The sequence below is a fragment of the Kitasatospora sp. MAP12-44 genome (assembly GCF_029892095.1).
Taxonomy (GTDB): Bacteria; Actinomycetota; Actinomycetes; order Streptomycetales; family Streptomycetaceae; genus Kitasatospora.
This window is the reverse complement of the sequence record NZ_JARZAE010000004.1, coordinates 5,077,036-5,096,899: the sequence shown is the minus strand read 5'-3', so window position 1 is coordinate 5,096,899 and position 19,864 is coordinate 5,077,036. Positions and strand designations below refer to the sequence as shown.

The following is a 19,864-nucleotide window of genomic DNA, read 5'->3' as shown; positions in this document are numbered from 1 at the left end:
AGACAAGGAAGTACCCCATGCCGCATGTGATGCTCGAATACTCCGGCAACGTCCGTGAAGACCTCGACGTCCCGGGCCTGTTCGTCGAACTGCACGCGCTGCTGGCGACCGCGGGCGAGTTCCGGGTGCAGGACTTCAAGAGTCGCGCCGTCCGGATGAACGACTACTTCATCGGCGACGGAACGTACGAGCAGGCCTTTGTGAACCTGGACATCCGCACCTTCGCCGGCAAGTCCGACGAGCTGCGGGGGCGGATCAGCCGGGCGGCCCTGCGCGTGCTCACCGAGCACTTCCAACGCACCATGGACGAGGTCGCCTGCGACATCTCGGTGCAGATCACCGAACTCGACCGGAAGAGCTTCGCGCGCGCCCGCTCCGAGCGCCCAGCAGCCGCGCGCGCCGCCGCCCCCGTCCCCATACCGGTCCCCGTGTCCGTGTGACCGCCCCCGTCCGATCGACGATATGAGGAGAAGGCAAGTGAACGCGTTCGAAGGACAGCGGGTCCTGGTGGTCGGAGGAACCTCCGGCGTGGGCCTGGCGACGGCGGCGGGCTTCGCCGCGGCGGGCGCCGCGGTCACCGTGGTGTCGCGGTCCCAGCAGAAGATCGACGAGGCGCTGAAGTCGCTCGGCGACCGCGCCCAGGGTCGCACCCTGGACATCCGCGACGACGAGGAGGTCGAGCGGTTCCTGGAGGCGGCGGGCGCGTTCGACCACGTGGTGGTCTCGGCCGGGGTGACCCCCACCGGCCGGGCCGACACCCTGCCGCTGGACGACGCCTACGCGGCGATGGACAGCAAGTTCTGGGGCGCCTACCGGATCAGCCGCAAGGTCTCGATCCGCTCGGGCGGCTCGCTGACCCTGGTCTCCGGCTACCTCTCGGTCCGGCCGAGCCGGGCCTCCGCCCTGCAGAGCGCCATCAACGCGGCGCTGGAGGCGCTGGCCCGCGGCCTGGCCCTGGAGTACGCGCCGATCAGGGTCAACGCGGTCTCCCCCGGCCTGATCAAGAGCCCGCTCTGGGACGGGCTGGCCGAGGCCAACCGCGAGACCATGTACGAGGGCGCCGCCCAGCGGCTCCCGGTCGGCCGGGTGGGCCGGCCCGAGGACGTCGCCGAGGCGATCCTCTACCTGGCCGGCAACGGCTACAGCACCGGCACGACGGTCTTCGTCGACGGCGGCGGGTCGATCGCCTGACCCTGCCCGCACTGCCGGTCCCATGGAAACGCCAAAGGGGCCCGAGCCGGTTCGCCGGCCCGGGCCCCTTCCTGCGTGCCAGCCCCCGATCAGCCGGGGCTACTACTCCTTGGTGACTTCCGGCTCCTCGACGAAGTCCACGCGCTTCATCCGCGCGTTCATCGACTTCAGCAGGAACCAGGTGGCCACGCCGAGCGCGGCGAAGACGACGAAGCCCAGCAGGCCGGGCGTCACCTTGTCGTCGTTGTTCAGCACCGCGGCAGCGGCGAGGTGGGTCATGGTCGCAGAGGTGCTCATCCCCCCATGGTGACCCGACTCATCTGGAGCCGGGCCACCGGGGTGGGCGTGTCGGCCGAAACCCTCGCCGACCTCGGCTTTCGCGCCCCTACTGGTGCTACTTGTGCCAGTGCTACTTGGCGGACTCGCTCGCCAGGCTGCTCGCCCGCAGGCCCGCGAACAGGTCGTCCTCGGGCAGGTCGGTGTCGACCAGCGAACGCGCCAGCTCGTAGTCCTCGGTCGGCCAGACCTCCCGCTGGACGTCCAGCGGCACGCGGAACCACGGGCCGTCCGGGTCGATCTGGGTGGCGTGCGCGATCAGCGCCCGGTCCCGGGTCTCGAACCAGTCGGCGGAGTGCACCCGCGTGGTGATCTCGCGATCCTTGCGCCCGCTCTTCTCCCAGCCGGCGATCCACTCGCCGTACGGGGAGTCGAAGCCGTGCTCGGTGAGGTAGGCGTGCAGGGCGCGGATCCGGCCCATCGGGAAGCCGTGGTTGTAGTACAGCTTCAGCGGCTGCCACGGCTCACCCGCCTCGGGGTAGGCGTCCGGGTCACCCGCGGCGTCGAAGGCCCGCATGGTGATCTTGTGGGTCATGATGTGGTCAGGGTGCGGGTAACCGCCGTTCTCGTCGTAGGTGGTGATCACCTGGGGCTTGAACTCGCGGATCAACCGGACCAGCGGCTCGGCCGCCGTCTCGACGTCCTGCAGGGCGAAGCAGCCCTCCGGGAGCGGCGGCAGCGGATCGCCCTCGGGCAGCCCCGAGTCGACGAATCCCAGCCAGGCCTGCTCGACCCCGAGGATCTCGCGGGCCGCGTCCATCTCCTTGCTTCGCACCTCGTGGATGTTCTCCTCGATGTACGGGTCCCCCTGGAGCTTCGGATTGAGCACAGAGCCGCGCTCCCCGCCGGTGCAGGTCGCAACCAGCACCTCCACGCCCTGGGCGACATACATGGCCATGGTGGCCGCACCCTTGCTGGACTCGTCGTCCGGGTGCGCATGCACCGCCATCAGCCGCAACTGCTCAGTCAACGCCTGGTTCCTTCCGGGAATGTCCGGCTCAGCATCGTTCCCCCTATAGTGACGGACTGGAGGACCCGAGCATTCCCGCGCACCACCCGAGGGCCTTCCGGGAAGGACTGATCCAGCCATGAGCGGCACCACGACGGCCCCGACCGGCGTCCCCGAAGGCCGGTACGGCACCACCGGCGACCAGGCCGACCGTCGGCTGAAGTTCGTCGGCGCGGGCCTCGCCGTGGTCATCCTGGGCCTGATCGCCTGGCTGGGCGGCTCCTACCTGCTGCAGCAGTCCAAGCTGAACGGCACCGTGATCGCGTTCCAGGTGGTCTCGGACAGCCAGGTGCAGGTCGAGCTCGCGATCAACAAGGACTCCGGTACCAGCGGCACCTGCACGCTCCGCTCGCAGTCCCCGGACGGGACGGTGGTCGGCCAGACCGACGTGGACATCCCGTCGCACGGCACCGCCTTCCAGCAGGTGGTGACGATCCGCACCACCGCGCGCGGGACCACCGGCGAGCTACTGAGTTGTACGCCGACGAAGTAACCCGTCCTGATGGACCATCGGCCGCCTGAGCAGGCCGTCCAGCGGGTATCCCCCGGCATGCCGGGCGACAACGCCGCGTCAACGACCCTCCCGTCGGCGACCGGACATTGTTAGGCTCGTGGTTTCGCCCATCGCACGACCCTGACCACTCCTGCTGACAAAACCCTCAGCACAGCCCCAGCACCGACGAGGAGCACCTGTGACCCAGACCAGCGAAAACGTGACCTGGCTCACTCAGTCCGGCTACGACAAGCTCAAGGCCGAGCTGGAGTACCTGACCGGTCCCTGGCGCGTCGAGATCGCCCAGAAGATCGAGGCGGCGCGCGAAGAGGGCGACCTGAAGGAGAACGCCGGCTACCACGCCGCCAAGGAGGAGCAGGGCAAGCAGGAGCTGCGGATCCGCCAGCTCAACCAGCTCCTGGAGCGCGCCAAGGTCGGCGAGGCCCCCGAGGACTCCGGCGTGGTCGCCCCCGGCATGGTCGTCACCGTCGCCTTCGACGGCGACCCGGACGACACCATGTCCTTCCTGCTCGGCTCCCGCGAGGTCGCCGGCGACGACGAGCTGGACGTCTACTCGCCGCAGTCGCCGCTCGGCCGGGCGATCGACGGCAAGCAGATCGGCGACGACGCCACGTACGAGCTGCCGAACGGCAAGAAGGCCGGCGTGCGGATCCTCGAGGTCAAGCCGTACGTGGGCTGACCCCTCCCTGCACCTGCGCGTCGGGCCCCGGACCTCACTGAGATCCGGGGCCCGACGGCTATCCGACCGCAGAGCGGACCCCAGCTATCCGACCGCGGAGCGGTACTTGCGCACCGACAGCCAGGAGAACACCGCCAGCACCACCAGCGAGGACCCGATCGACACGCCGATCGCGTGCTGCATCGGCCAGGCTGAGTCCACCGGCCCGACCTGGTTGCCGAACAGGTTGCGGCAGGCCTGCACCGTCGCGCTGAACGGGTTCCAGTAGGCGATCGGCTGCAGCCAACCCGGCATCTTGCTGATCGGCACGAACGCGTTGGAGATGAAGGTCAGCGGGAAGAGCCAGATCAGCCCGGCCGAGGTGGCCGCCTCGGGACTGCGCACCGACAGGCCGATCAGCGCGCCGATCCAGGAGAACGCGTAGCCGAGCAGCAGGAGCAGTCCGAACGCGCCGAGCGCCTCCAGGACGCCGTGGTGGATCCGCCAGCCCACCAGCAGCGCGACCATCGCCAGCACCAGCAGCGTGAACGCGGTCTGCACCAGGTCGGCCAGGGTGCGCCCGACCAGCACGGCCGAGCGCGTCATCGGCAGCGAGCGGAACCGGTCCACCAGCCCCTTGGTCATGTCCTCCGCGATGCCCGCCGAGGCGCCCGCCACCGCGAAGGTCACGGTCTGCGCGAAGATGCCGGCCATCAGGTACTGGATGTAGATCGACGAGCTGGCCCCGGCGCCGGGGATCTGGATGGCGCCGCCCATCACGTACGAGAAGAGCAGCACGAACATCACCGGCTGCATCAACCCGAAGACCACGATCTCCGGGATCCGGGTCATCCGGCGCAGGTTGCGCTTGGCGACCACCCAGGAGTCGTGCAGGATCGCGGCGACCCCGTGGCGCTGGCGCGGCACCGCGCCGCCGATGGCGTGCTCGGTGGCGGTGGACGTGGTCATCTCAGGCCTCCGTTCCGTTGTCGGCTTCGGCGGTGGCGTGCCCGGTCAGAGACAGGAAGACGTCGTCCAGGGTGGGTCGGCGCAGGCCGATGTCATCGATCTCGATCGCGCGCCCGTCCAGCTCGCGGATCACGTCGGCGAGCACCTTGGCGCCGCCGGTGACCGGGACGGTGATCCGGCGGGTGTTCTTCTCCACACTGGGCTCACCCACCGCGAAGGTCTTCAGCGCCTCGACGGCGGTGGCGATCAGCTCGCGGTCGTGCACCACCACCTCGACCCGCTCGCCGCCGATCTGCGCCTTGAGCTGGTCGGCGGTGCCGCGCGCGATCACCTTGCCGTGGTCGACCACGCAGATGTCGTGGGCGAGGCGGTCGGCCTCCTCCAGGTACTGGGTGGTCAGCAGCAGCGTGGTGCCCTGCTCGACCAGCGTCTCGATGACCTCCCACAGAGCAAGTCGGTTGCGCGGGTCCAGGCCGGTGGTCGGCTCGTCCAGGAACATCACCGGCGGCCGGACGACCAGCGCGGCGGCCAGGTCGAGCCGGCGCCGCATGCCGCCGGAGTAGGTCTTGGCGGTGCGGTCGGCCGCCTCGTCGAGGTTGAACCACTCCAGCAGCTCGCGGGCCCGGGCCTTGGCGTCCCGCACGGTCATCTGGTAGAGCTCGCCGACCATTTGGAGGTTCTCACGGCCCGTCAGGTACTCGTCGACGGCGGCGTACTGACCGGACAGGCCGATCAGGCTGCGAACCCGGTTCGGGTGCTTGAGCACGTCCACCCCGGCGACCACGGCGCGGCCCGAGTCGGGGCGCAGCAGGGTGGTCAGCACCCGGACGGTGGTGGTCTTGCCGGCGCCGTTCGGGCCGAGCAGGCCGAGCACCGTCCCCTCCGGCACGTCGAGGCTGACGCCGTCGAGGGCTCGCACGTCACCGAATGTTTTGACCAGGTTCTCAGCTTCGATGGCTGGCGCCATGGGCCCGCCTCATCTCCTCGGACTCGAAAGTGGTCACGTCCACACTCTGGCCCGGGAGCCGGGCCAGAGCGACCCGACGACACTAGGGAAACGCGATATATCGCGTCAAGCGAATTCCCATATTCCTCAGCTCGACACCACATAGCCGGCGTCGCCCAACTCCCCCACCACGGTGCGGCAGTGCTCTTCGCCCTTGGTCTCCAGATGCAGATCGACCTCCACCTCGGCGAGGCCGAGTCTGGGGTCGGTGCGCACATGCGCGATGTCCAGCACATTGGCGTCCACCGCGGTGAGCACGCCCAGCAGCGTCGCCAGCGCGCCCGGGCGGTCGGCCAGGCGCACCCGCAGCGAGAGGTAGCGGCCGGCCGCCGCCAGGCCGTGCCGCAGCACCCGCTGCATCAGCTGCGGGTCGATGTTGCCGCCGGAGAGCACCGCCACCACCGGCCCCTCGAAGCCGTCCGGCTGCTCGAGCAGCGCCGCGAGCGGGCTCGCCCCCGCCGGCTCGACCACCAGCTTCAACCGCTCGAGGCCCAGCAGCAGCGCCCGCGAGAGCGACTCCTCGGAGACCGTGCGGACCCCGTCCGCCAGCGCGTTGACCAGTTCGAACGGGATGTCGCCGGGGCGGCCGACCATGATCCCGTCGGCCATCGTGTGGAAGGACGGCAGGGTCACCGGCCGACCGGCCGCCAGCGAGGGCGGGTACGCGGCCGCGCCGGCTGCCTGCACGCCGATCACCCGGATGTCCGGGCGCAGCGCCTTCACCGCCACCGCGATCCCGGCCAGCAGCCCGCCGCCGCCCGTCCCGACCAGGATGGTGCGCACCTCCGGGCACTGGTCCAGGATCTCCAGGCCCACGGTGGCCTGGCCGGTGACGATGTCCGCGTGGTCGAAGGGGTGGATGAACACCGCGCCACTCGCCTCGGCGTACCGCTGCGCGGCGTCCAGCGCCTCGTCCACCGTGGTGCCGTGCAGCCGGACCTCGGCGCCGTACTCCCGGGTGGCCGCGACCTTGGGCAGCGGCGCGGTGCGCGGCATGAAGACCGTCGAGCGCACCCCGAGCAGCGAGGCCGCCAGCGCGACGCCCTGCGCGTGGTTGCCCGCGCTGGCCGCCACCACGCCGCCGGCCCGCTGCACCGGCGACAGCCCGGCGATCCGCACGTACGCACCGCGCAGCTTGAACGAGCCGGTGCGCTGGAGGTTCTCGCACTTCAGGTGGACCGGCGTGCCGACCAGCGCGGAGAGGTAGCGGCTGCTCTCCATCGGGGTGACCCGGGCGACCCCGGCGAGCATCTTGTGCGCACCGAGGACGTCGTCGATGGTGATCGGCCAGCTCTGCATGCGGCCAGCCTAGACCGGTCGGTCCCAGGCCGCCCGGGACCTCCCGTCGGTCTCAGCGGGCCCAGTTGGGGTCGGAGAGCACTTCCAGGATCATCACGCTCCAGGTGAAACCGATGCCCACGCCGAGCACCAGCACCAGGTCCCCCGGCGTGACCCGGCCGCTGGTGGCCAGGTGGTCCAGGTTCACCAACTGGTCGGCGGCGCCGATGTGCCCGTAGTCGCGGCCCCACTCGTAGACGGTCCGGTCGGCGTCGATCCCCAGCGGCGCGTAGAAGGCGTTGCGGACCGTGCCCTCACCGGTGTTGGGGTGCACCACGTGCGCGATGCCGTCGAGGTCGGTCCCCGCGTCCCGCAGCGCCGAGCCGACGGCGTCGAGCAGATTTCGCTTCATCCGCGCGATCGCCTGCCCGGCGCGGTCCGGGCCGGCCGCGAGGTAGTGCACCTTGCGGTTGCGCATGTCGATCTGCCGACCGCTCGCGAAGGGGCCGGTGGTCCAGCCCTCGGCGCCGCGGTAGAGCGACTCCAGGGTCGGGTCGGAGACCGTCACGGTGGCCCGGATCCGGGCGAAGCCCGTCCGGGAGGAGAGCACCGCCGCGCCCGCGCCGTCGCCGTACACCTGGAAGTCGTCGCTGTTCCAGCGGTCGAAGTACGGCAGCTGGAACCAGTCGGCGGAGGTCACCAGCGCGGCCTCGGCGGGCCGGGCGGCCAGCCAGGAGGCGGCCAGCTCCAGGGCCACCAGCGAGCCATTGGAGCCCTGGCGGACCTCGGCGACCAGCCCCGAGCCGCCCACCGAGTTGTTCTGGACGTAGGACGCCGGCTGCCAGAACTCCTGGCCCTGGTGGCCGAAGCAGGCGTGCACCACCAGGCCGAACTCCTCGTCGGCGTGCCTGGAGCGTTCGACCGCCTGGCGCGCGGCGACGGCGGCCATCACCGGCGGCGCCTCGGCGGGATCGGCCACCCGCACCGCGCGGATGCCGTTGGCCGCGGCCGCCGCGGCGTCGTAGCGTCCGGCGGCGACCGCGTCCTCGGCCTTCTCCACCCGCTCCGGCAGATAGGTCCCGAGCCCGGCAAGGTACAAGTTGTCCCAGCGCATGAGCACACCTCTGTCTACTGGCCGGAGCCCTGCTCCGGAATCGCCCCCGTGGCCCAAGTGACAGCCTCCCGGTGTCCCCTCAGCAGCCCGTCGAACAAGGTCTGCCCGCCGGAACGCCCGCCCGCAGGCCGGCCGTTCCGACGGGCCGTCGCGGGCCCACCGGTGTTGCTCTCGGTGAGATCCTTGCCGATCGTGCTGACGCGGACCTGACGCGGACCTGACCGCGCGCTGACGTACCGCCTGGGCCTCTCTCGACCGGCGATCGGTTTCCGCAAGGGTGCCCTGGTCCAGCGCTGACATGGCCAGGTAAAGCGCAACCGACCAGGATGAGGACAGCCGGTGACAGGAAAGGACCCCGGAGCCCGCGCGGGCTCCGGGGTCCTTGGACCGCGGACCGGTCAGTAGTCCAGCGCCTGGGCCAGGTCGGCGACCAGGTCGGCGCCGGACTCGATGCCCACCGAGAGCCGCACCAGGTCGGCCGGCACCTCCAGCGCGGAGCCCGCGACCGACGCGTGGGTCATCCGGCCCGGGTGCTCGATCAGCGACTCGACGCCGCCCAGCGACTCGCCCAGGGTGAAGAGCTTCGCGCGGTTGCAGACCTCCACCGCCGCCTCCTCGCCGCCCGTCACCCGGAACGAGACCATCCCGCCGAAGGCCTTCATCTGCTTGGCCGCGACCTCGTGGTTCGGGTGCTCGGCCAGACCCGGGTAGTACACCTGGGTGACCTTCGGGTGCCGGGTCAGCAGCGCCACGATCTCCTCGGCGTTGGCGGTGTGACGGTCCATCCGGACGCTCAGCGTCTTGATGCCGCGCAGCACCAGCCAGGCGTCGAACGGGCCGGAGACGGCGCCCATCGCGTTCTGGTGGTACGCCAACTCCTCACCCAGACCGGCGTCGGCCGCCACCAGGGCGCCGCCGACCACGTCCGAGTGCCCGCCCATGTACTTGGTGGTGGAGTGCACGACCACGTCCGCGCCCAGCGCCAGCGGCTGCTGCAGGTACGGGCTGGCGAAAGTGTTGTCCACCACCAGCAGCGCACCCGCGTCGTGCGCGATCTGCGCGACGGCGGCGATGTCGGTGATGCCGAGCAGCGGGTTGCTCGGGGTCTCCACCCAGACGGCCTTGGTGTTCGGGCGCAGCGCCTCGCGCACCTTGGACGGGTGCTGGGTGTCGGCGACCGAGAACTCCACGCCCCACCGGCTCAGCACCTTGGCGAAGAGCCGGAAGGTGCCACCGTAGGCGTCGTTCGGGATGACGATGTGGTCACCGGGCTGCAGCACGGTGCGCAGCAGGGTGTCCTCGGCGGCGAGGCCGGAGGCGAAGGCCAGACCGCGCTGCCCGCCCTCCAGCGCCGCCAGGCACTCCTCCAGCGCCGTACGGGTCGGGTTCGCGGAACGGCTGTACTCGTAGCCGCCGCGCAGGCCGCCGACTCCGTCCTGCTTGTAAGTGGACACCTGGTAGATGGGAGGGACGACGGCCCCGGTCTGGGGGTCTGCTTCCTGACCCGCGTGGATGGCAAGGGTCTCGAAGCCCTGGGGAGACTGGTGCTGGTGCTCGCTCATGGCACCTGAGCGTAGTGGCACGTCAGGATTCTCTCGCGGAATCTCTGACGGCTCGGCGGCGTTGGGACGACCATGCTGTTCAACCGTCACAAGACCGAGCTCGTCACCCCCGACCGCGCCCTGCCCGGTCGGGCGGTCCCCGCATTCACGTCCACCGAGTCGCACACCGTGCTCGGCACGCCGCTCACCGGGCCGTACCCGGCTGGCCTGGAGATCGCCGACTTCGGGCTCGGCTGCTTCTGGGGTGCCGAGCGCACCTTCTGGAAGCTGCCCGGCGTCTGGACCACCCTGGTCGGCTACCAGGGCGGCCACTCGCCGAACCCGACGTACGAGGAGGTGTGCAGCGGGCAGACCGGGCACACCGAGGCCGTCCGCGTGGTCTACGACCCCGCGGTGATCAGCTACGAGACGCTGCTGAAGACCTTCTGGGAGGCGCACAACCCCACCCAGGGCTTCCGCCAGGGCAATGACGTGGGCACCCAGTACCGCTCCGCCGTCTACACCCACTCCGCCGCGCAGCTGGCCGCCGCCGAGGCCTCCAGGGACGCCTTCCAGCCCGCCCTGACCGCGCTGGGCCTGGGTGCGATCACCACCGAGATCGCCCCCGCCGGCCCGTTCTACCCCGCCGAGCCCTACCACCAGCAGTACCTGTCCGATGCCAAGAACCCCGGCGGCTACTGCGGCCTGGGCGGCACCGGAGCCAGCTGCCCGATCGGCGTCGCCAGGACCGACGGCTGACGCCCCGGCTCCCACCCCCCGACGTTCCGCACGTCGGGGGGTGGGAGCTCAGAGCGCGCTGCCGGCCTTCCAGTCCGCCCAGGACAGGTTCCAGTCGCCCAGGCCGTTGGCCGGGTCGACCGTGCGGTCACCGGAGTTCACCACCTCGACCACGTCGCCGACCATCGAGCTCCGGAAGAACTTCGCGGCGTCCGTGCCGGGATCGTCGGCGCCCTGGACGTCCCGCAGGGCCACGCAGCCGTGGCTGGTGTTGGCGTTGCCGAAGGCGGCGGGCGCGGACCAGTAGTTGCCGTGCACAAAGGTGCCGGAGGCGGTCAGGCGCTGGGCGTGCGGCACGTCGGGGATGCTGTACTCGTCGCCGAGGCCGACCGTGGTGGAGTCCATCTTGGTCTGCTGGAACTGCTCGGAGATCACCATCTTGCCCGCCCAGGTGCGGTGTTGGGGTGCCCCGCCGATCACCTGGTAGGTGGCGGTGACCTGGCCGTCGGTGGTCACGGTGAGGGTGTCGGCACTCAGGTCCGCGACGCTGGTCTGACTGCGGCCGATGGTGAAGTGCACGTCCTTGGCCTGGGTGCCGTAGACGCCCGTCGCCCCCTCGACGTCCTTCAGGCGCAGCTGGAGGGTGACTCTGGTGCCCTTGGCCCAGTACTGCTCGGGGCGGAAGTCCAGCCGGGTGCTGGAGTACCAGTGGCCGGCGATCTCCACCCCGGGGTCGGCGAGGACGGTGATCGCCTGCTGGACCGCCTTGCGGTCGGTGACCGGGGTGTTGAAGGTGATCGAGACCGGCATCCCGACGCCGACCGTGCTGCCGTTCTCCGGGGTGAAGTAGGCGACGAAGGTGTGGGCGGGGGCGGCGGTGGTGAAGCTGGTGTCGGCGTTCGCCTGAAGCTTGTTCTTGTCCACCGCGACCGCGGCGACGACGTACCTGGTGGCGCTGCTGAGCGCGGTGGTGGAGGTCCAGCTCGCCCTGTCGGGGGCGAGCCGGCCGGCTATCTGCCGGCCGGCGGCGTCGGTGACCGTGACCGAGGCGAGGGTTCCGGACGCCACGCCGACCTGGACGGGTGCGGTGAACGGCGCGTCGGCGGTGCCGTCCGCCGGGGAGACGGTGATCGCGGCTATCGAGGTCCGGGGCGCGGCGGCGCCACCCGCGCCGGAGGCCGTCCCGCCGCTCCTGGCGGAGTCACAGGCCGCCACCAGCAGGACCGGAGCCCCGAGCAACCCGGCCAACACCCCGCGCCGACTCATGCCCCCGCCGGCAACGCCGCACTCCTGCTGATCCTGTGCCGTCACGTCGTGGTCTCCCTGCTGCTCGCGAGGACGCAGGATCAGATCGTATGAGATGCGATGAGATACCGCCAAAAATGGACATACCGCCCAGCCGGAAGATCGGCGGAGCGGTATGTGAACGAGCGGACGGAACTACTCGACCTCGAACTCGTAGCTGTCGTCCTCCGGGTCGAACTCGGTCTGGGCGGACTCCCAGGTGGCCTGGGTCAGCTCGATGCCGGGGACGTCGCCGAGCAGCGCCACCGGGTCGATGAAGTGGGCGAGCGAACCCGAGGGGTCCACCTCGATCGCCTCGACGGACTGGGTGCGCTCCTCGTCGTCGAGGTACTCGTCAGCCTCGACCTGGGCGAGCGCGGCCGCCTTGAGAGCACCCTCGTCGGTGATCTCGGCGATCAGCTCGATGCTGAGGCGGACATAACGGGGGGCATCGGAAGCTTCGGTGCTGGTCATGTGGCGAGCGTAGGGGAGAACCGAGCCGGTGCCCAACCCCAGCGGGAAACAGCAGGGGCCGGTCCCGGTTGAACCGGGACCGGCCCTGCCCGCTCCGTCCGACTCCCCCACCCGGGAGCCGCGGAACCGCGCCATGACGGCGCGAGGTGCCGTGCGGGCCGTCGCACCCTGCGGGCGCGGCCGGAGCCGCACCGACAGGGGCGGGACGACGACGACCCCCACGAGAGGCCCCTCCAGCGCAGTGCGAAGGCCTGGAGGGAGACACAGTCCGCCGGTTTCAGGTCCGGCGCCCGTGTGTCGGGACGGCCGCGGGACCGGGGAGCCGCTCCCGGTCACCACCACCGTCACGCTTCGGCGTCTTGCCGTGACCCCTACGATGCACGACCGTTGTTAACCAAGTGATGCGGGCAGGTGTCGCGGGTGTACCAGATCGTGAGACACCCGCCCTTAGTGAGCCGTGCGACCCGCCATGAAGGAGAGCAGGTCCTGCCGGGTGACGATGCCCTGCGGCTTGCCCTCCACCAGCACCACCGCGGCGTCGGCCTTCTCCAGCACGCTCATCAGACCGGTCACCGAGCCACCCGAGCCGACCACCGGCAGCGGCTTGGACATGTGCTTCTCCAGCGCGTCGGTCAGCTGGGCGCCGCCGCTGAAGAGGGCGGCCAGCAGGTCGCGCTCGGCCACCGCGCCGATCACCTCGCCCGCCATGATGTCCGGGTGCCCGGCACCCGGGGAGACCACCGGCATCTGCGAGACGCCGAAGTCGCGCAGCACCTGCACCGCCTCGCCGACCGTCTCGTTGGGGTGCATGTGGACGAACTGCGGGGTGCCCTCGTGCGCGATGGCGTCCTTGCGGGCCAGCACCTCGCCGATGGTCGCCTCGTCCTCGGCGGTGGGCAGGAAGCCGTAGTCGGCCATCCAGTCGTCGTTGAAGATCTTCGACAGGTAGCCGCGGCCGCCGTCGGGCAGCAGTACCACGACGATGTCGTCCGGGCCGAGCCGCTTGGCGACCTCCAGCGCGGCCACCACGGCCATCCCGCAGGAGCCGCCGACCAGCAGGCCCTCCTCGCGGGCGAGCCGGCGGGTCATCTGGAAGGAGTCCTTGTCGGAGACCGCGATGATCTCGTCGGCCACCGTGCGGTCGTAGGCGGTCGGCCAGAAGTCCTCACCGACGCCTTCGACCAGGTACGGGCGGCCGGTGCCGCCGGAGTAGACCGAGCCCTCCGGGTCGGCGCCGATGACCTGCACCGTGCCGCCCGAGGAGTCCTTCAGGAAACGGCCGGTGCCGGAGATGGTGCCGCCGGTGCCGACGCCCGCCACGAAGTGGGTGATCTTGCCGTCGGTCTGCTCCCAGAGCTCGGGACCGGTGGTGGCGTAGTGCGCGGCCGGGTTCTCCGGGTTGGAGTACTGGTCCGGCTTCCAGGCGTTCGGTGTCTCCTTCACCAGGCGGTCGGAGACGTTGTAGTACGAGTCCGGGTGCTCGGGGGCGACCGCGGTCGGGCAGACCACGACCTCGGCACCGTAGGCCCGCAGGGTGTTGATCTTGTCGGTGGAGACCTTGTCCGGGCAGACGAAGATGCAGCGGTAGCCCTTCTGCTGCGCCACAATGGCCAGGCCCACTCCAGTGTTACCCGAGGTCGGCTCGACGATGGTGCCGCCAGGCTTGAGGGCACCGGAAGCCTCGGCGGCCTCGATCATCCGCATCGCGATGCGGTCCTTGGCCGAGCCACCGGGGTTGAAGTACTCAACCTTGGCCAGCACCGTGGCGGTGATCCCTTCGGTGACCTTGTTGAGCTTCACCAGCGGGGTGTTGCCGACCAGGTCGATGATCGAATTTTGGTACCGCACGGGGGTCCTCCCGGTCTGTGGCTTTGCATGGCTTTTCAGAGGGTCATGCCTTCGGTAAGTCAAGCCTATGGCTCCGGATGGCCGATGCATCCCGATAGCGTGAAGGCGTCAACGGGTATGTGCAGAGAGAGACGGCACCCGCGCGGCGCGGGCGGCCGGACGGCTACGAAGGGGGTTGCCGGATGCCAGGGGCGCAGCATTCGAGGGCGCGGGTCGCCCGACGGATCGCCACGGCGGCGGCGTACGGCGGCGGCGGACTCGGCCTGCTGGGGGTGGGCCTCGCGGGGGTGCTGATCACCGAGAGCCGGCTGGCGATCCGCGCGGTCGGCATCCTGGAGGGCAATCCACCGCGCTCGGACGGCGTGTACGGGGAGGAGTTCGCCGATCCGGCGGCGGACCACGAGCCCCTGGTGCTGGCCTTCCTGGGCGACTCGACGGCGGCCGGGCTCGGCGTGCGGCGGACCCGCGAGACCCCGGGGGCGCTGCTCGCCGCAGGCCTGGCCTCGGTCGCCGAGCGGCGCGTGAGGCTCGTCAACGTCGCACTGTCCGGGGCTCGTTCGGACGATCTTGAGCGACAGGTGAAGCTCGCCCTGAAGGCCCGCCCCGAGGTCGCCGTGATCATGATCGGGGCCAACGACGTCACCCGGCACAGCCCGGCCGCCCAGTCGGTGCGCCAGCTCGGCGAGGCGGTCCGGGAGCTGCGGGCGATCGGCTGCGAGGTGGTGGTCGGCACCTGCCCAGATCTGGGGACCATCAAGCCGGTGCGGCCGCCGCTGCGCTGGGTGGCCCGCCGGGTCAGCCGGCAGCTGGCCGCCGCGCAGACCATCGCGACCGTGGAGGCCGGCGGCCGGACGGTCTCGCTGGGCTCGCTGCTCGGTCCTGAGTTCGCCGCGCGGCCGGAGATGTTCGCCTCCGACCGCTTCCACCCCTCCGCCCAGGGCTATGCCACGGCGGCGATGGCCATGCTGCCCTCGCTCTGCGCCGCGCTCGACCTCTGGCCGGAGGAGACCCGGGAGGCCGCGCCGACCCAGCGCGAGGCGGTGCTGCCGATGGCGATGGCGGCCGCCCGCGCCGCCGGGCAGTCCGGCACCGAGGTGGCCTCGGCCACGCCCGGTGGGACCGGGCGCTGGGCGCTGGTCAAGCACCGGCTGCGCCTCGCCCTGCCCTCGACCGAGAGCCCCGCCGAAGCCACTGCCAAAGCCGCTGCCGATCCCGCTCCTGAGCCCACTGCTGAGCCCGCGTCGGCGAACTCACACACGGCGCCGGATGACGCGCGGGCTACTTGGGAGTAACTTTCCTCTCCGTAGCAGCCGTACTCACCTCCAGGGAGCCGTCATGCCCGAAGCCGTTATCGTCAGCGCCGCCCGTTCGCCGATCGGCCGGGCCTTCAAGGGCTCGCTGAAGGACGTCCGCCCGGACGACCTGACCGCCCACATCATCGCCACCGCGCTCGCCAAGGTGCCGCAGCTCGACCCGCGCGACATCGACGACCTGATGCTGGGCTGCGGCCTGCCGGGCGGCGAGCAGGGCCACAACCTGGCCCGGATCATCGCCGTCCAGATGGGCTTCGACCACCTGCCGGGCTGCACGATCACCCGCTACTGCTCGTCCTCGCTGCAGACCACGCGGATGGCGCTGCACGCGATCAAGGCGGGCGAGGGCGACGTCTTCATCTCGGCCGGCGTCGAGACCGTGTCGCGCTCGATCAACGGCAGCTCGGACGGCCTGCCGGGCACCCAGAACCCGCTCTTCGCCGACGCGGTGGCCCGCACCGCCCAGCGTGCCGAGCAGGGCGGCGGGGAGTGGCACGACCCGCGCGCCGACGGTCTGATCCCGGACGCGTACATCGCGATGGGCCAGACCGCGGAGAACCTGGCCGCGCTCAAGGGCATCACCCGGGCCGACCAGGACGCATTCGGCGTGCGCTCGCAGAACCTGGCCGAGGCGGCCATCAAGTCCGGCTTCTGGGCCCGCGAGATCACCCCGGTCACCACCCCCGACGGCACGGTGGTCTCCACCGACGACGGCCCGCGCGCCGGCGTGACCCTGGAGGCCGTCTCGGGCCTCAAGCCGGTCTTCCGCCCGGACGGCACCGTCACCGCGGGCAACTGCTGCCCGCTGAACGACGGCGCGGCCGCCCTGGTGATCATGTCCGACACCAAGGCCCGCGAGCTGGGTATCACGCCGCTGGCCCGGGTGGTCTCCACCGGCGTCTCCGGCCTCTCCCCCGAGATCATGGGCTACGGCCCGGTCGAGGCCTCCCGCCAGGCGCTCAAGCGGGCCGGGCTGACCATCGACGACATCGACCTGGTCGAGATCAACGAGGCCTTCGCTGCCCAGGTCATCCCGTCCTACCGCGACCTGGGCATCGACCTGGACAAGCTGAACGTCAACGGCGGCGCGATCGCGGTCGGCCACCCCTTCGGCATGACCGGCGCGCGGCTCACCACCACGCTGATCAACTCGCTGCAGTGGCACGACAAGCAGTTCGGTCTGGAGACCATGTGCGTCGGCGGCGGCCAGGGCATGGCGATGGTCATCGAGCGACTGAGCTGAGCCGAACCGCGCTGAGCTGAGACGTAGCGGAGCCAGTTGAACACAGCGCGTCGAACTCCCGCCGTAGAGCCACCCGTTCGGCGTGACGCAGGGTAAATGAGGGCCGGATCACACCTCTTGGGCGATCCGGCCCTCATTTCGTCTCTCCGGGGCCCTTTTCTCGACGCCCCGAAGTCGGTCAACTGCGCAGCGTATAACGGTGTAGGCCTGAGATTTTTGGACAATGACCAACGTCACGGACATTTCGGACATCTTCCACTGCAGCCACAGCCCACCATGCGGCAGGGTGGAGACGTTCCCCTGTTCCACTCCGCGCAAGGAGTACGTTCCGTGAGCGCCGTGTACATCGCCCTGCTGCTGGTCCTGATCGCCGTGTCGTCAGCCGTTCTCCTCCATGTACGCGGCCTCTCCCGCCGGTTCGACGAACTCCGCGCCGCCGCCTCCACCGACGCGCCCGCGTCCGCCCCGGTGGACGAGGCGGCAATACGCCGCGCCGTCACCGACGCGCTGGCCGCCGACCGTGAGCGCGAGATCAACGAGGCGCGGGCGTTCTGGGCCGAGCAGGAGGCCCGCGCGGCCGAGGACGAGCCGCTGCTGGACACGCCGTTCACCGGCGCCGGCGGGGAGCCCGGCATCGGCCTGAGCGGCCTCGGCAGCCTGCACGGGCTCGGCCCGGCGGAGAGCTGGCCGGTCTTCTTCCCGCGGCCGATCGGCCCGCAGGACGCGGCGGACAGCGCCGGCACGATGGACCCGGAGTTCGGCGAGGCGCTGCGCTCGGCGCTGGAGGACCTGATCAACGACAGCGGCTCGCTGCCCTCCACCGGCCCTGGCGGCCTGGGCGGTCCCGGCGGCCACCCCTCGGCGGCGCCGACCGGCGGACTGCCGGGCGACGGCACCGGTGGCCCGGGCGGCACCGGCGGGACCGGCGAGGCGCGCGCCCGGCGTGAGGCCGACCTGCTGGCCACCGGTCTGGACGCAGGCCTGCTGGACGTGGACCCGGCCGTGGAGGCCGAACCGGTCGCCGCCCCCGACCCGCGCCGCCACCCCTCGCACCCCGACTTCGTGCCGAGCCAGACCCCGTCCCGCGAGTGGACCGACACCAAGCTGACCAGCCTGGCCGAGGACGGTGTCGCGCTCACCGACGTCCGCCCGGGCCCGCTGGGCACCCTGGACGTCTACGCCTTCGCCGACGGCACCACGCTCTGCGTGGCCCCCGGCGACCGCGAGGCGGCCTACCGGCTGATCGACGCGGTCCGCGCGGGCGAGGACGTCCGACTGCTGGGCGGCTCGCGCTTCTCCGGCTCGTACTCGCTGACCTTCTCCACCGACGAGGAGGCCGTCTACGTGCTGGCCGACCGCGTGGTGGCCAGCATCTGACGCCAGCTCAGCTGCACAACTCCCCGACGGCGCCCACCGCCGCGACCGCTCCCGCCAGGAGTCCGGCCGCGGTGGACCGGACGCCGTCCGTCGTCGGCACCACCGCGTCGGCCGGCCGGTCACCCAGCGCGGCGACCAGGTCGTGGCCGGCCACCGCGAGCTGATCGCCGACCGCGAAGGCGCCGGCGGACGGCAGCGGGCGCAGCGCGGCGTCCGCCCCCTCCTCCAGCAGCTGGGCGGCGGCGGCCAGTTCGCTGGCCAGCGCCAGCCCGGCGGCGGCCCGCGACGGGTGTCCGGGGACGGCGCCGAGCAGCTGGCTCTGCGGCATCGAGCGGAAACGATCCGCCAGGCGGTCGACGGCTTCCAGCAGGGTGGTGGCTTCGGGCATACCGCGAGGGTATCCAAAACGCCGAAGGGCCCCCGGAACGCTTCAGTCGTCGCCCCGCAGGATCGCGATCAGCCGCAGCATCTCCAGGTAGATCCAGACCAGCGACAGCGTGAGCCCAAACGCCGCCCGCCAGGACTCGCGCTGCGGGGCGCCGCCGCGGATCGCCTCCTCGATCGAGGCGAAGTCGAGCGACAGGAAGAACGCGCCGAGACCCACCCCCAGGACGCCGACCAGGATGCCCAGCGGGCCCGAGTTCAGCCCCAGCGAGGCGCCGAACAGCGAGGCCACCACGTTGACCAGCATCAGCAGCAGGAAGCCGACAGCCACCGCCAGGCCGATCCGGGTGTAGCGGGCGGTCACCTTGATCCGCCCCGAGCGGTAGGCGATCAGCATCCCGGCGAAGACCGCGGCGGTGCCGAGCACCGCCTGGATCGCGATGCCCGGCCAGACCGTGTTGAAGACCCGGGTGATCGCGCCGAGGAAGAAGCCCTCCAAGCCCGCGTAGAGCAGGATCAGCGGCGGGCTGACGCTCCGTTTGAAGCTGATCACCAGGCCGACCACGAAGGCCAGCAGGGCAGCCCCCGCAGCCACACCGTAGTTGGCGCTCGGCAGGGCGAACCACGCGACCGCGCCGGTGGCCACCAGCGTCAGCAGGGTCAGCCCGGTGCGGGCGACCACGTCGTCCATGGTCATCCGACCGGTCGCCAGCGGACCGGCCGCGGGGGCCCGGTAGAGCTCCTCCAACTGCTCAGCGCTGCCCGGCGACCTGCCGAAGTCCGCATAGCCGGTCTGCCGGCTGTCACGGGCCCCGCGGGTGAACGAACCGTCCCGCGAGAAGACCGGGTTGCTGCTCCTCATGACTCTTTCCTCCCAGGGCGGCACGTCACCACCACGGCCCAACAGTAATGTGTTGGCAAAGGAAAGCCCGTACGCCGCAGGGATGATCCGCCCGGGATGCCTTACGGAGTACCCAGCCTGCCGATGGTGGCGAGCATCCGAAAGCGGCTCAGCGACTGGCGCTCCGGGCAGCTGCCGGTCATCCGGTAGTCGGGGCCTGCGCAGACCTGTGGGAGAGTCAGAACACCAACTCGCCTATGAGGCGGCCCCCGTGGAGTGGCACAGCTACGGGCGCCGATCGCCGGAGGGATTGACCTGCCGTGCAGGTCAGGCGCCCTGCACGGCTAAGTGCCCGGAGCCGGACTCGAACCGGCACGGCCTCGCGGCCAAGCAGTTTTAAGCTGCCCGTGTCTGCGTTCCACCATCCGGGCGTGAACCGCTCCGCCCCTGTGCGGGCTACCCCTGAGCCTAGTCGTCCCGATCCCTCTTGCGCATGCTCCCAGGGCGGGAAGTTGTCATGTTTCCCTGACATCTGACGAACTGTCTGTCATTCGGCCAGCTCAACCGCGCTATCCAGCCATCGGACGGGCCGACCGTCAGAAGCGGGCACCGGGCGCTCGGCTGACGTCCACTCACAAGCAAGGGGCCCCGGGCCCGATGGGAGAACCATCGGGCCCGGGGCCCCTTTCCTGCACTGCTTGCTGTACTCCGCCCGGTCATACGGCCGGCTGAGCACCACGGAGGTC

At 71.0% G+C, this 19,864-nt stretch carries 20 protein-coding genes and 1 tRNA gene; 8 read left to right on the top strand and 13 right to left on the bottom strand.

The features are described 5' to 3' along the window. The first annotated feature begins 17 nt into the window (after positions 1–17). Positions 18–440 carry a 5-carboxymethyl-2-hydroxymuconate Delta-isomerase gene (locus P3T34_RS23825; RefSeq protein ID WP_280668077.1) on the top strand — a complete coding sequence of 141 codons (423 nt, stop codon included), beginning with the start codon at positions 18–20 and terminating at the stop codon, positions 438–440. A gap of 37 nt (positions 441–477) precedes the next feature. After that, on the top strand, positions 478–1,191 hold the full coding sequence (locus tag P3T34_RS23820) for an SDR family oxidoreductase (RefSeq protein WP_280668076.1): 714 nt from the start codon (positions 478–480) through the stop codon (positions 1,189–1,191). Between the two features lie 102 nt (positions 1,192–1,293). Here P3T34_RS23820 and P3T34_RS23815 read toward each other — a convergent pair whose 3' ends face one another. After that, a complete protein-coding gene (locus P3T34_RS23815) occupies positions 1,294–1,488 on the bottom strand; it encodes a hypothetical protein (RefSeq protein ID WP_280668075.1) in 195 nt (64 codons plus the stop codon). 112 nt (positions 1,489–1,600) lie between these two features. After that, positions 1,601–2,497 carry a mycothiol conjugate amidase Mca gene (mca, locus tag P3T34_RS23810; protein WP_280668074.1) on the bottom strand — a complete coding sequence of 299 codons (897 nt, stop codon included), beginning with the start codon at positions 2,495–2,497 and terminating at the stop codon, positions 1,601–1,603. 118 nt (positions 2,498–2,615) lie between these two features. On the opposite strand from mca, the gene P3T34_RS23805 reads away from it, so the two are divergent. Together P3T34_RS23805 and greA are read left to right on the top strand one after the other, a co-directional pair. Beyond that, positions 2,616–3,029, top strand: a complete 414-nt coding sequence (locus tag P3T34_RS23805; protein WP_280668073.1) for a DUF4307 domain-containing protein — start codon at positions 2,616–2,618, stop codon at positions 3,027–3,029. Between the two features lie 199 nt (positions 3,030–3,228). After that, positions 3,229–3,729, top strand: a complete 501-nt coding sequence (gene greA, locus P3T34_RS23800; protein ID WP_280668072.1) for a transcription elongation factor GreA — start codon at positions 3,229–3,231, stop codon at positions 3,727–3,729. 84 nt (positions 3,730–3,813) lie between these two features. On the opposite strand, the gene P3T34_RS23795 is transcribed toward greA, so the two are convergent. From P3T34_RS23795 to P3T34_RS23775, 5 genes are all read right to left on the bottom strand, one after another. Then, a complete protein-coding gene (locus P3T34_RS23795) occupies positions 3,814–4,677 on the bottom strand; it encodes an ABC transporter permease (protein ID WP_280668071.1) in 864 nt (287 codons plus the stop codon). Between the two features lies 1 nt (position 4,678). Next, positions 4,679–5,644, bottom strand: coding sequence for an ATP-binding cassette domain-containing protein (locus P3T34_RS23790; protein WP_280668070.1), 966 nt, complete (start codon positions 5,642–5,644; stop codon positions 4,679–4,681). Between the two features lie 126 nt (positions 5,645–5,770). Continuing rightward, entirely contained in the window at positions 5,771–6,982 is a 1,212-nt protein-coding gene (gene ilvA, locus P3T34_RS23785) for a threonine ammonia-lyase (protein WP_280668069.1), read from the bottom strand. Between the two features lie 52 nt (positions 6,983–7,034). Next, positions 7,035–8,075 (bottom strand): ketoacyl-ACP synthase III family protein, encoded by a 1,041-nt coding sequence (locus P3T34_RS23780; protein ID WP_280668068.1) that lies wholly within the window; start codon positions 8,073–8,075, stop codon positions 7,035–7,037. 398 nt (positions 8,076–8,473) lie between these two features. Further along, a complete protein-coding gene (locus P3T34_RS23775; RefSeq protein ID WP_280668067.1) occupies positions 8,474–9,637 on the bottom strand; it encodes a cystathionine gamma-synthase in 1,164 nt (387 codons plus the stop codon). Between the two features lie 72 nt (positions 9,638–9,709). On the opposite strand from P3T34_RS23775, the gene msrA reads away from it, so the two are divergent. After that, the gene (msrA, locus tag P3T34_RS23770; RefSeq protein WP_280668066.1) at positions 9,710–10,375 is read left to right on the top strand and encodes a peptide-methionine (S)-S-oxide reductase MsrA; all 666 of its coding nucleotides are present in this window, start codon (positions 9,710–9,712) and stop codon (positions 10,373–10,375) included. Between the two features lie 48 nt (positions 10,376–10,423). Here the strand turns inward: msrA and P3T34_RS23765 are convergent, their stop codons facing one another. From P3T34_RS23765 to P3T34_RS23755, 3 genes are all read right to left on the bottom strand, one after another. Beyond that, positions 10,424–11,665, bottom strand: a complete 1,242-nt coding sequence (locus P3T34_RS23765; RefSeq protein ID WP_280668065.1) for an Ig-like domain-containing protein — start codon at positions 11,663–11,665, stop codon at positions 10,424–10,426. Positions 11,666–11,794: 129 nt separating this feature from the next. Further along, complete coding sequence (locus P3T34_RS23760; protein WP_280668064.1) at positions 11,795–12,112, bottom strand: hypothetical protein; 318 nt, start codon at positions 12,110–12,112, stop codon at positions 11,795–11,797. Between the two features lie 447 nt (positions 12,113–12,559). Further along, positions 12,560–13,960, bottom strand: a complete 1,401-nt coding sequence (locus P3T34_RS23755) for a cystathionine beta-synthase (RefSeq protein WP_280668063.1) — start codon at positions 13,958–13,960, stop codon at positions 12,560–12,562. A 182-nt stretch (positions 13,961–14,142) separates the two neighbouring features. Here P3T34_RS23755 and P3T34_RS23750 point away from each other — a divergent pair, with 182 nt between their 5' ends. The 3 genes from P3T34_RS23750 (at position 14,143) to P3T34_RS23740 (ending at position 17,893) form a co-directional block, all read left to right on the top strand. Continuing rightward, the gene (locus P3T34_RS23750) at positions 14,143–15,252 is read left to right on the top strand and encodes an SGNH/GDSL hydrolase family protein (RefSeq protein ID WP_280668062.1); all 1,110 of its coding nucleotides are present in this window, start codon (positions 14,143–14,145) and stop codon (positions 15,250–15,252) included. Between the two features lie 43 nt (positions 15,253–15,295). Continuing rightward, the gene (locus tag P3T34_RS23745) at positions 15,296–16,516 is read left to right on the top strand and encodes an acetyl-CoA C-acetyltransferase (RefSeq protein WP_280668061.1); all 1,221 of its coding nucleotides are present in this window, start codon (positions 15,296–15,298) and stop codon (positions 16,514–16,516) included. Between the two features lie 330 nt (positions 16,517–16,846). Continuing rightward, complete coding sequence (locus P3T34_RS23740) at positions 16,847–17,893, top strand: hypothetical protein (RefSeq protein ID WP_280668060.1); 1,047 nt, start codon at positions 16,847–16,849, stop codon at positions 17,891–17,893. Positions 17,894–17,900: 7 nt separating this feature from the next. Here the strand turns inward: P3T34_RS23740 and P3T34_RS23735 are convergent, their stop codons facing one another. From P3T34_RS23735 to P3T34_RS23725, 3 genes are all read right to left on the bottom strand, one after another. Beyond that, positions 17,901–18,281 carry a hypothetical protein gene (locus P3T34_RS23735; RefSeq protein ID WP_280668059.1) on the bottom strand — a complete coding sequence of 127 codons (381 nt, stop codon included), beginning with the start codon at positions 18,279–18,281 and terminating at the stop codon, positions 17,901–17,903. A 42-nt stretch (positions 18,282–18,323) separates the two neighbouring features. Next, a complete protein-coding gene (locus tag P3T34_RS23730; RefSeq protein ID WP_280668058.1) occupies positions 18,324–19,139 on the bottom strand; it encodes a Bax inhibitor-1/YccA family protein in 816 nt (271 codons plus the stop codon). A gap of 328 nt (positions 19,140–19,467) precedes the next feature. Next, positions 19,468–19,549 (bottom strand) — tRNA-Leu (locus tag P3T34_RS23725). Positions 19,550–19,864 lie beyond the last annotated feature (315 nt).

Bases quoted from the DNA above. Each gene is read 5' to 3' on its own strand.
- P3T34_RS23730 (WP_280668058.1), bottom strand. From the start codon at position 19,139: ATGAGGAGCAGCAACCCGGTCTTCTCGCGGGACGGTTCGTTCACCCGC.
- P3T34_RS23780 (WP_280668068.1), bottom strand. From the start codon at position 8,075: ATGCGCTGGGACAACTTGTACCTTGCCGGGCTCGGGACCTATCTGCCG.
- msrA (WP_280668066.1), top strand. From the start codon at position 9,710: ATGCTGTTCAACCGTCACAAGACCGAGCTCGTCACCCCCGACCGCGCC.
- P3T34_RS23805 (WP_280668073.1), top strand. From the start codon at position 2,616: ATGAGCGGCACCACGACGGCCCCGACCGGCGTCCCCGAAGGCCGGTAC.
- ilvA (WP_280668069.1), bottom strand. From the start codon at position 6,982: ATGCAGAGCTGGCCGATCACCATCGACGACGTCCTCGGTGCGCACAAG.
- P3T34_RS23815 (WP_280668075.1), bottom strand. From the start codon at position 1,488: ATGAGCACCTCTGCGACCATGACCCACCTCGCCGCTGCCGCGGTGCTG.
- P3T34_RS23750 (WP_280668062.1), top strand. From the start codon at position 14,143: ATGCCAGGGGCGCAGCATTCGAGGGCGCGGGTCGCCCGACGGATCGCC.
- P3T34_RS23735 (WP_280668059.1), bottom strand. From the start codon at position 18,281: ATGCCCGAAGCCACCACCCTGCTGGAAGCCGTCGACCGCCTGGCGGAT.
- P3T34_RS23825 (WP_280668077.1), top strand. From the start codon at position 18: ATGCCGCATGTGATGCTCGAATACTCCGGCAACGTCCGTGAAGACCTC.
- P3T34_RS23775 (WP_280668067.1), bottom strand. From the start codon at position 9,637: ATGAGCGAGCACCAGCACCAGTCTCCCCAGGGCTTCGAGACCCTTGCC.
- P3T34_RS23760 (WP_280668064.1), bottom strand. From the start codon at position 12,112: ATGACCAGCACCGAAGCTTCCGATGCCCCCCGTTATGTCCGCCTCAGC.
- P3T34_RS23790 (WP_280668070.1), bottom strand. From the start codon at position 5,644: ATGGCGCCAGCCATCGAAGCTGAGAACCTGGTCAAAACATTCGGTGAC.
- P3T34_RS23795 (WP_280668071.1), bottom strand. From the start codon at position 4,677: ATGACCACGTCCACCGCCACCGAGCACGCCATCGGCGGCGCGGTGCCG.
- P3T34_RS23745 (WP_280668061.1), top strand. From the start codon at position 15,296: ATGCCCGAAGCCGTTATCGTCAGCGCCGCCCGTTCGCCGATCGGCCGG.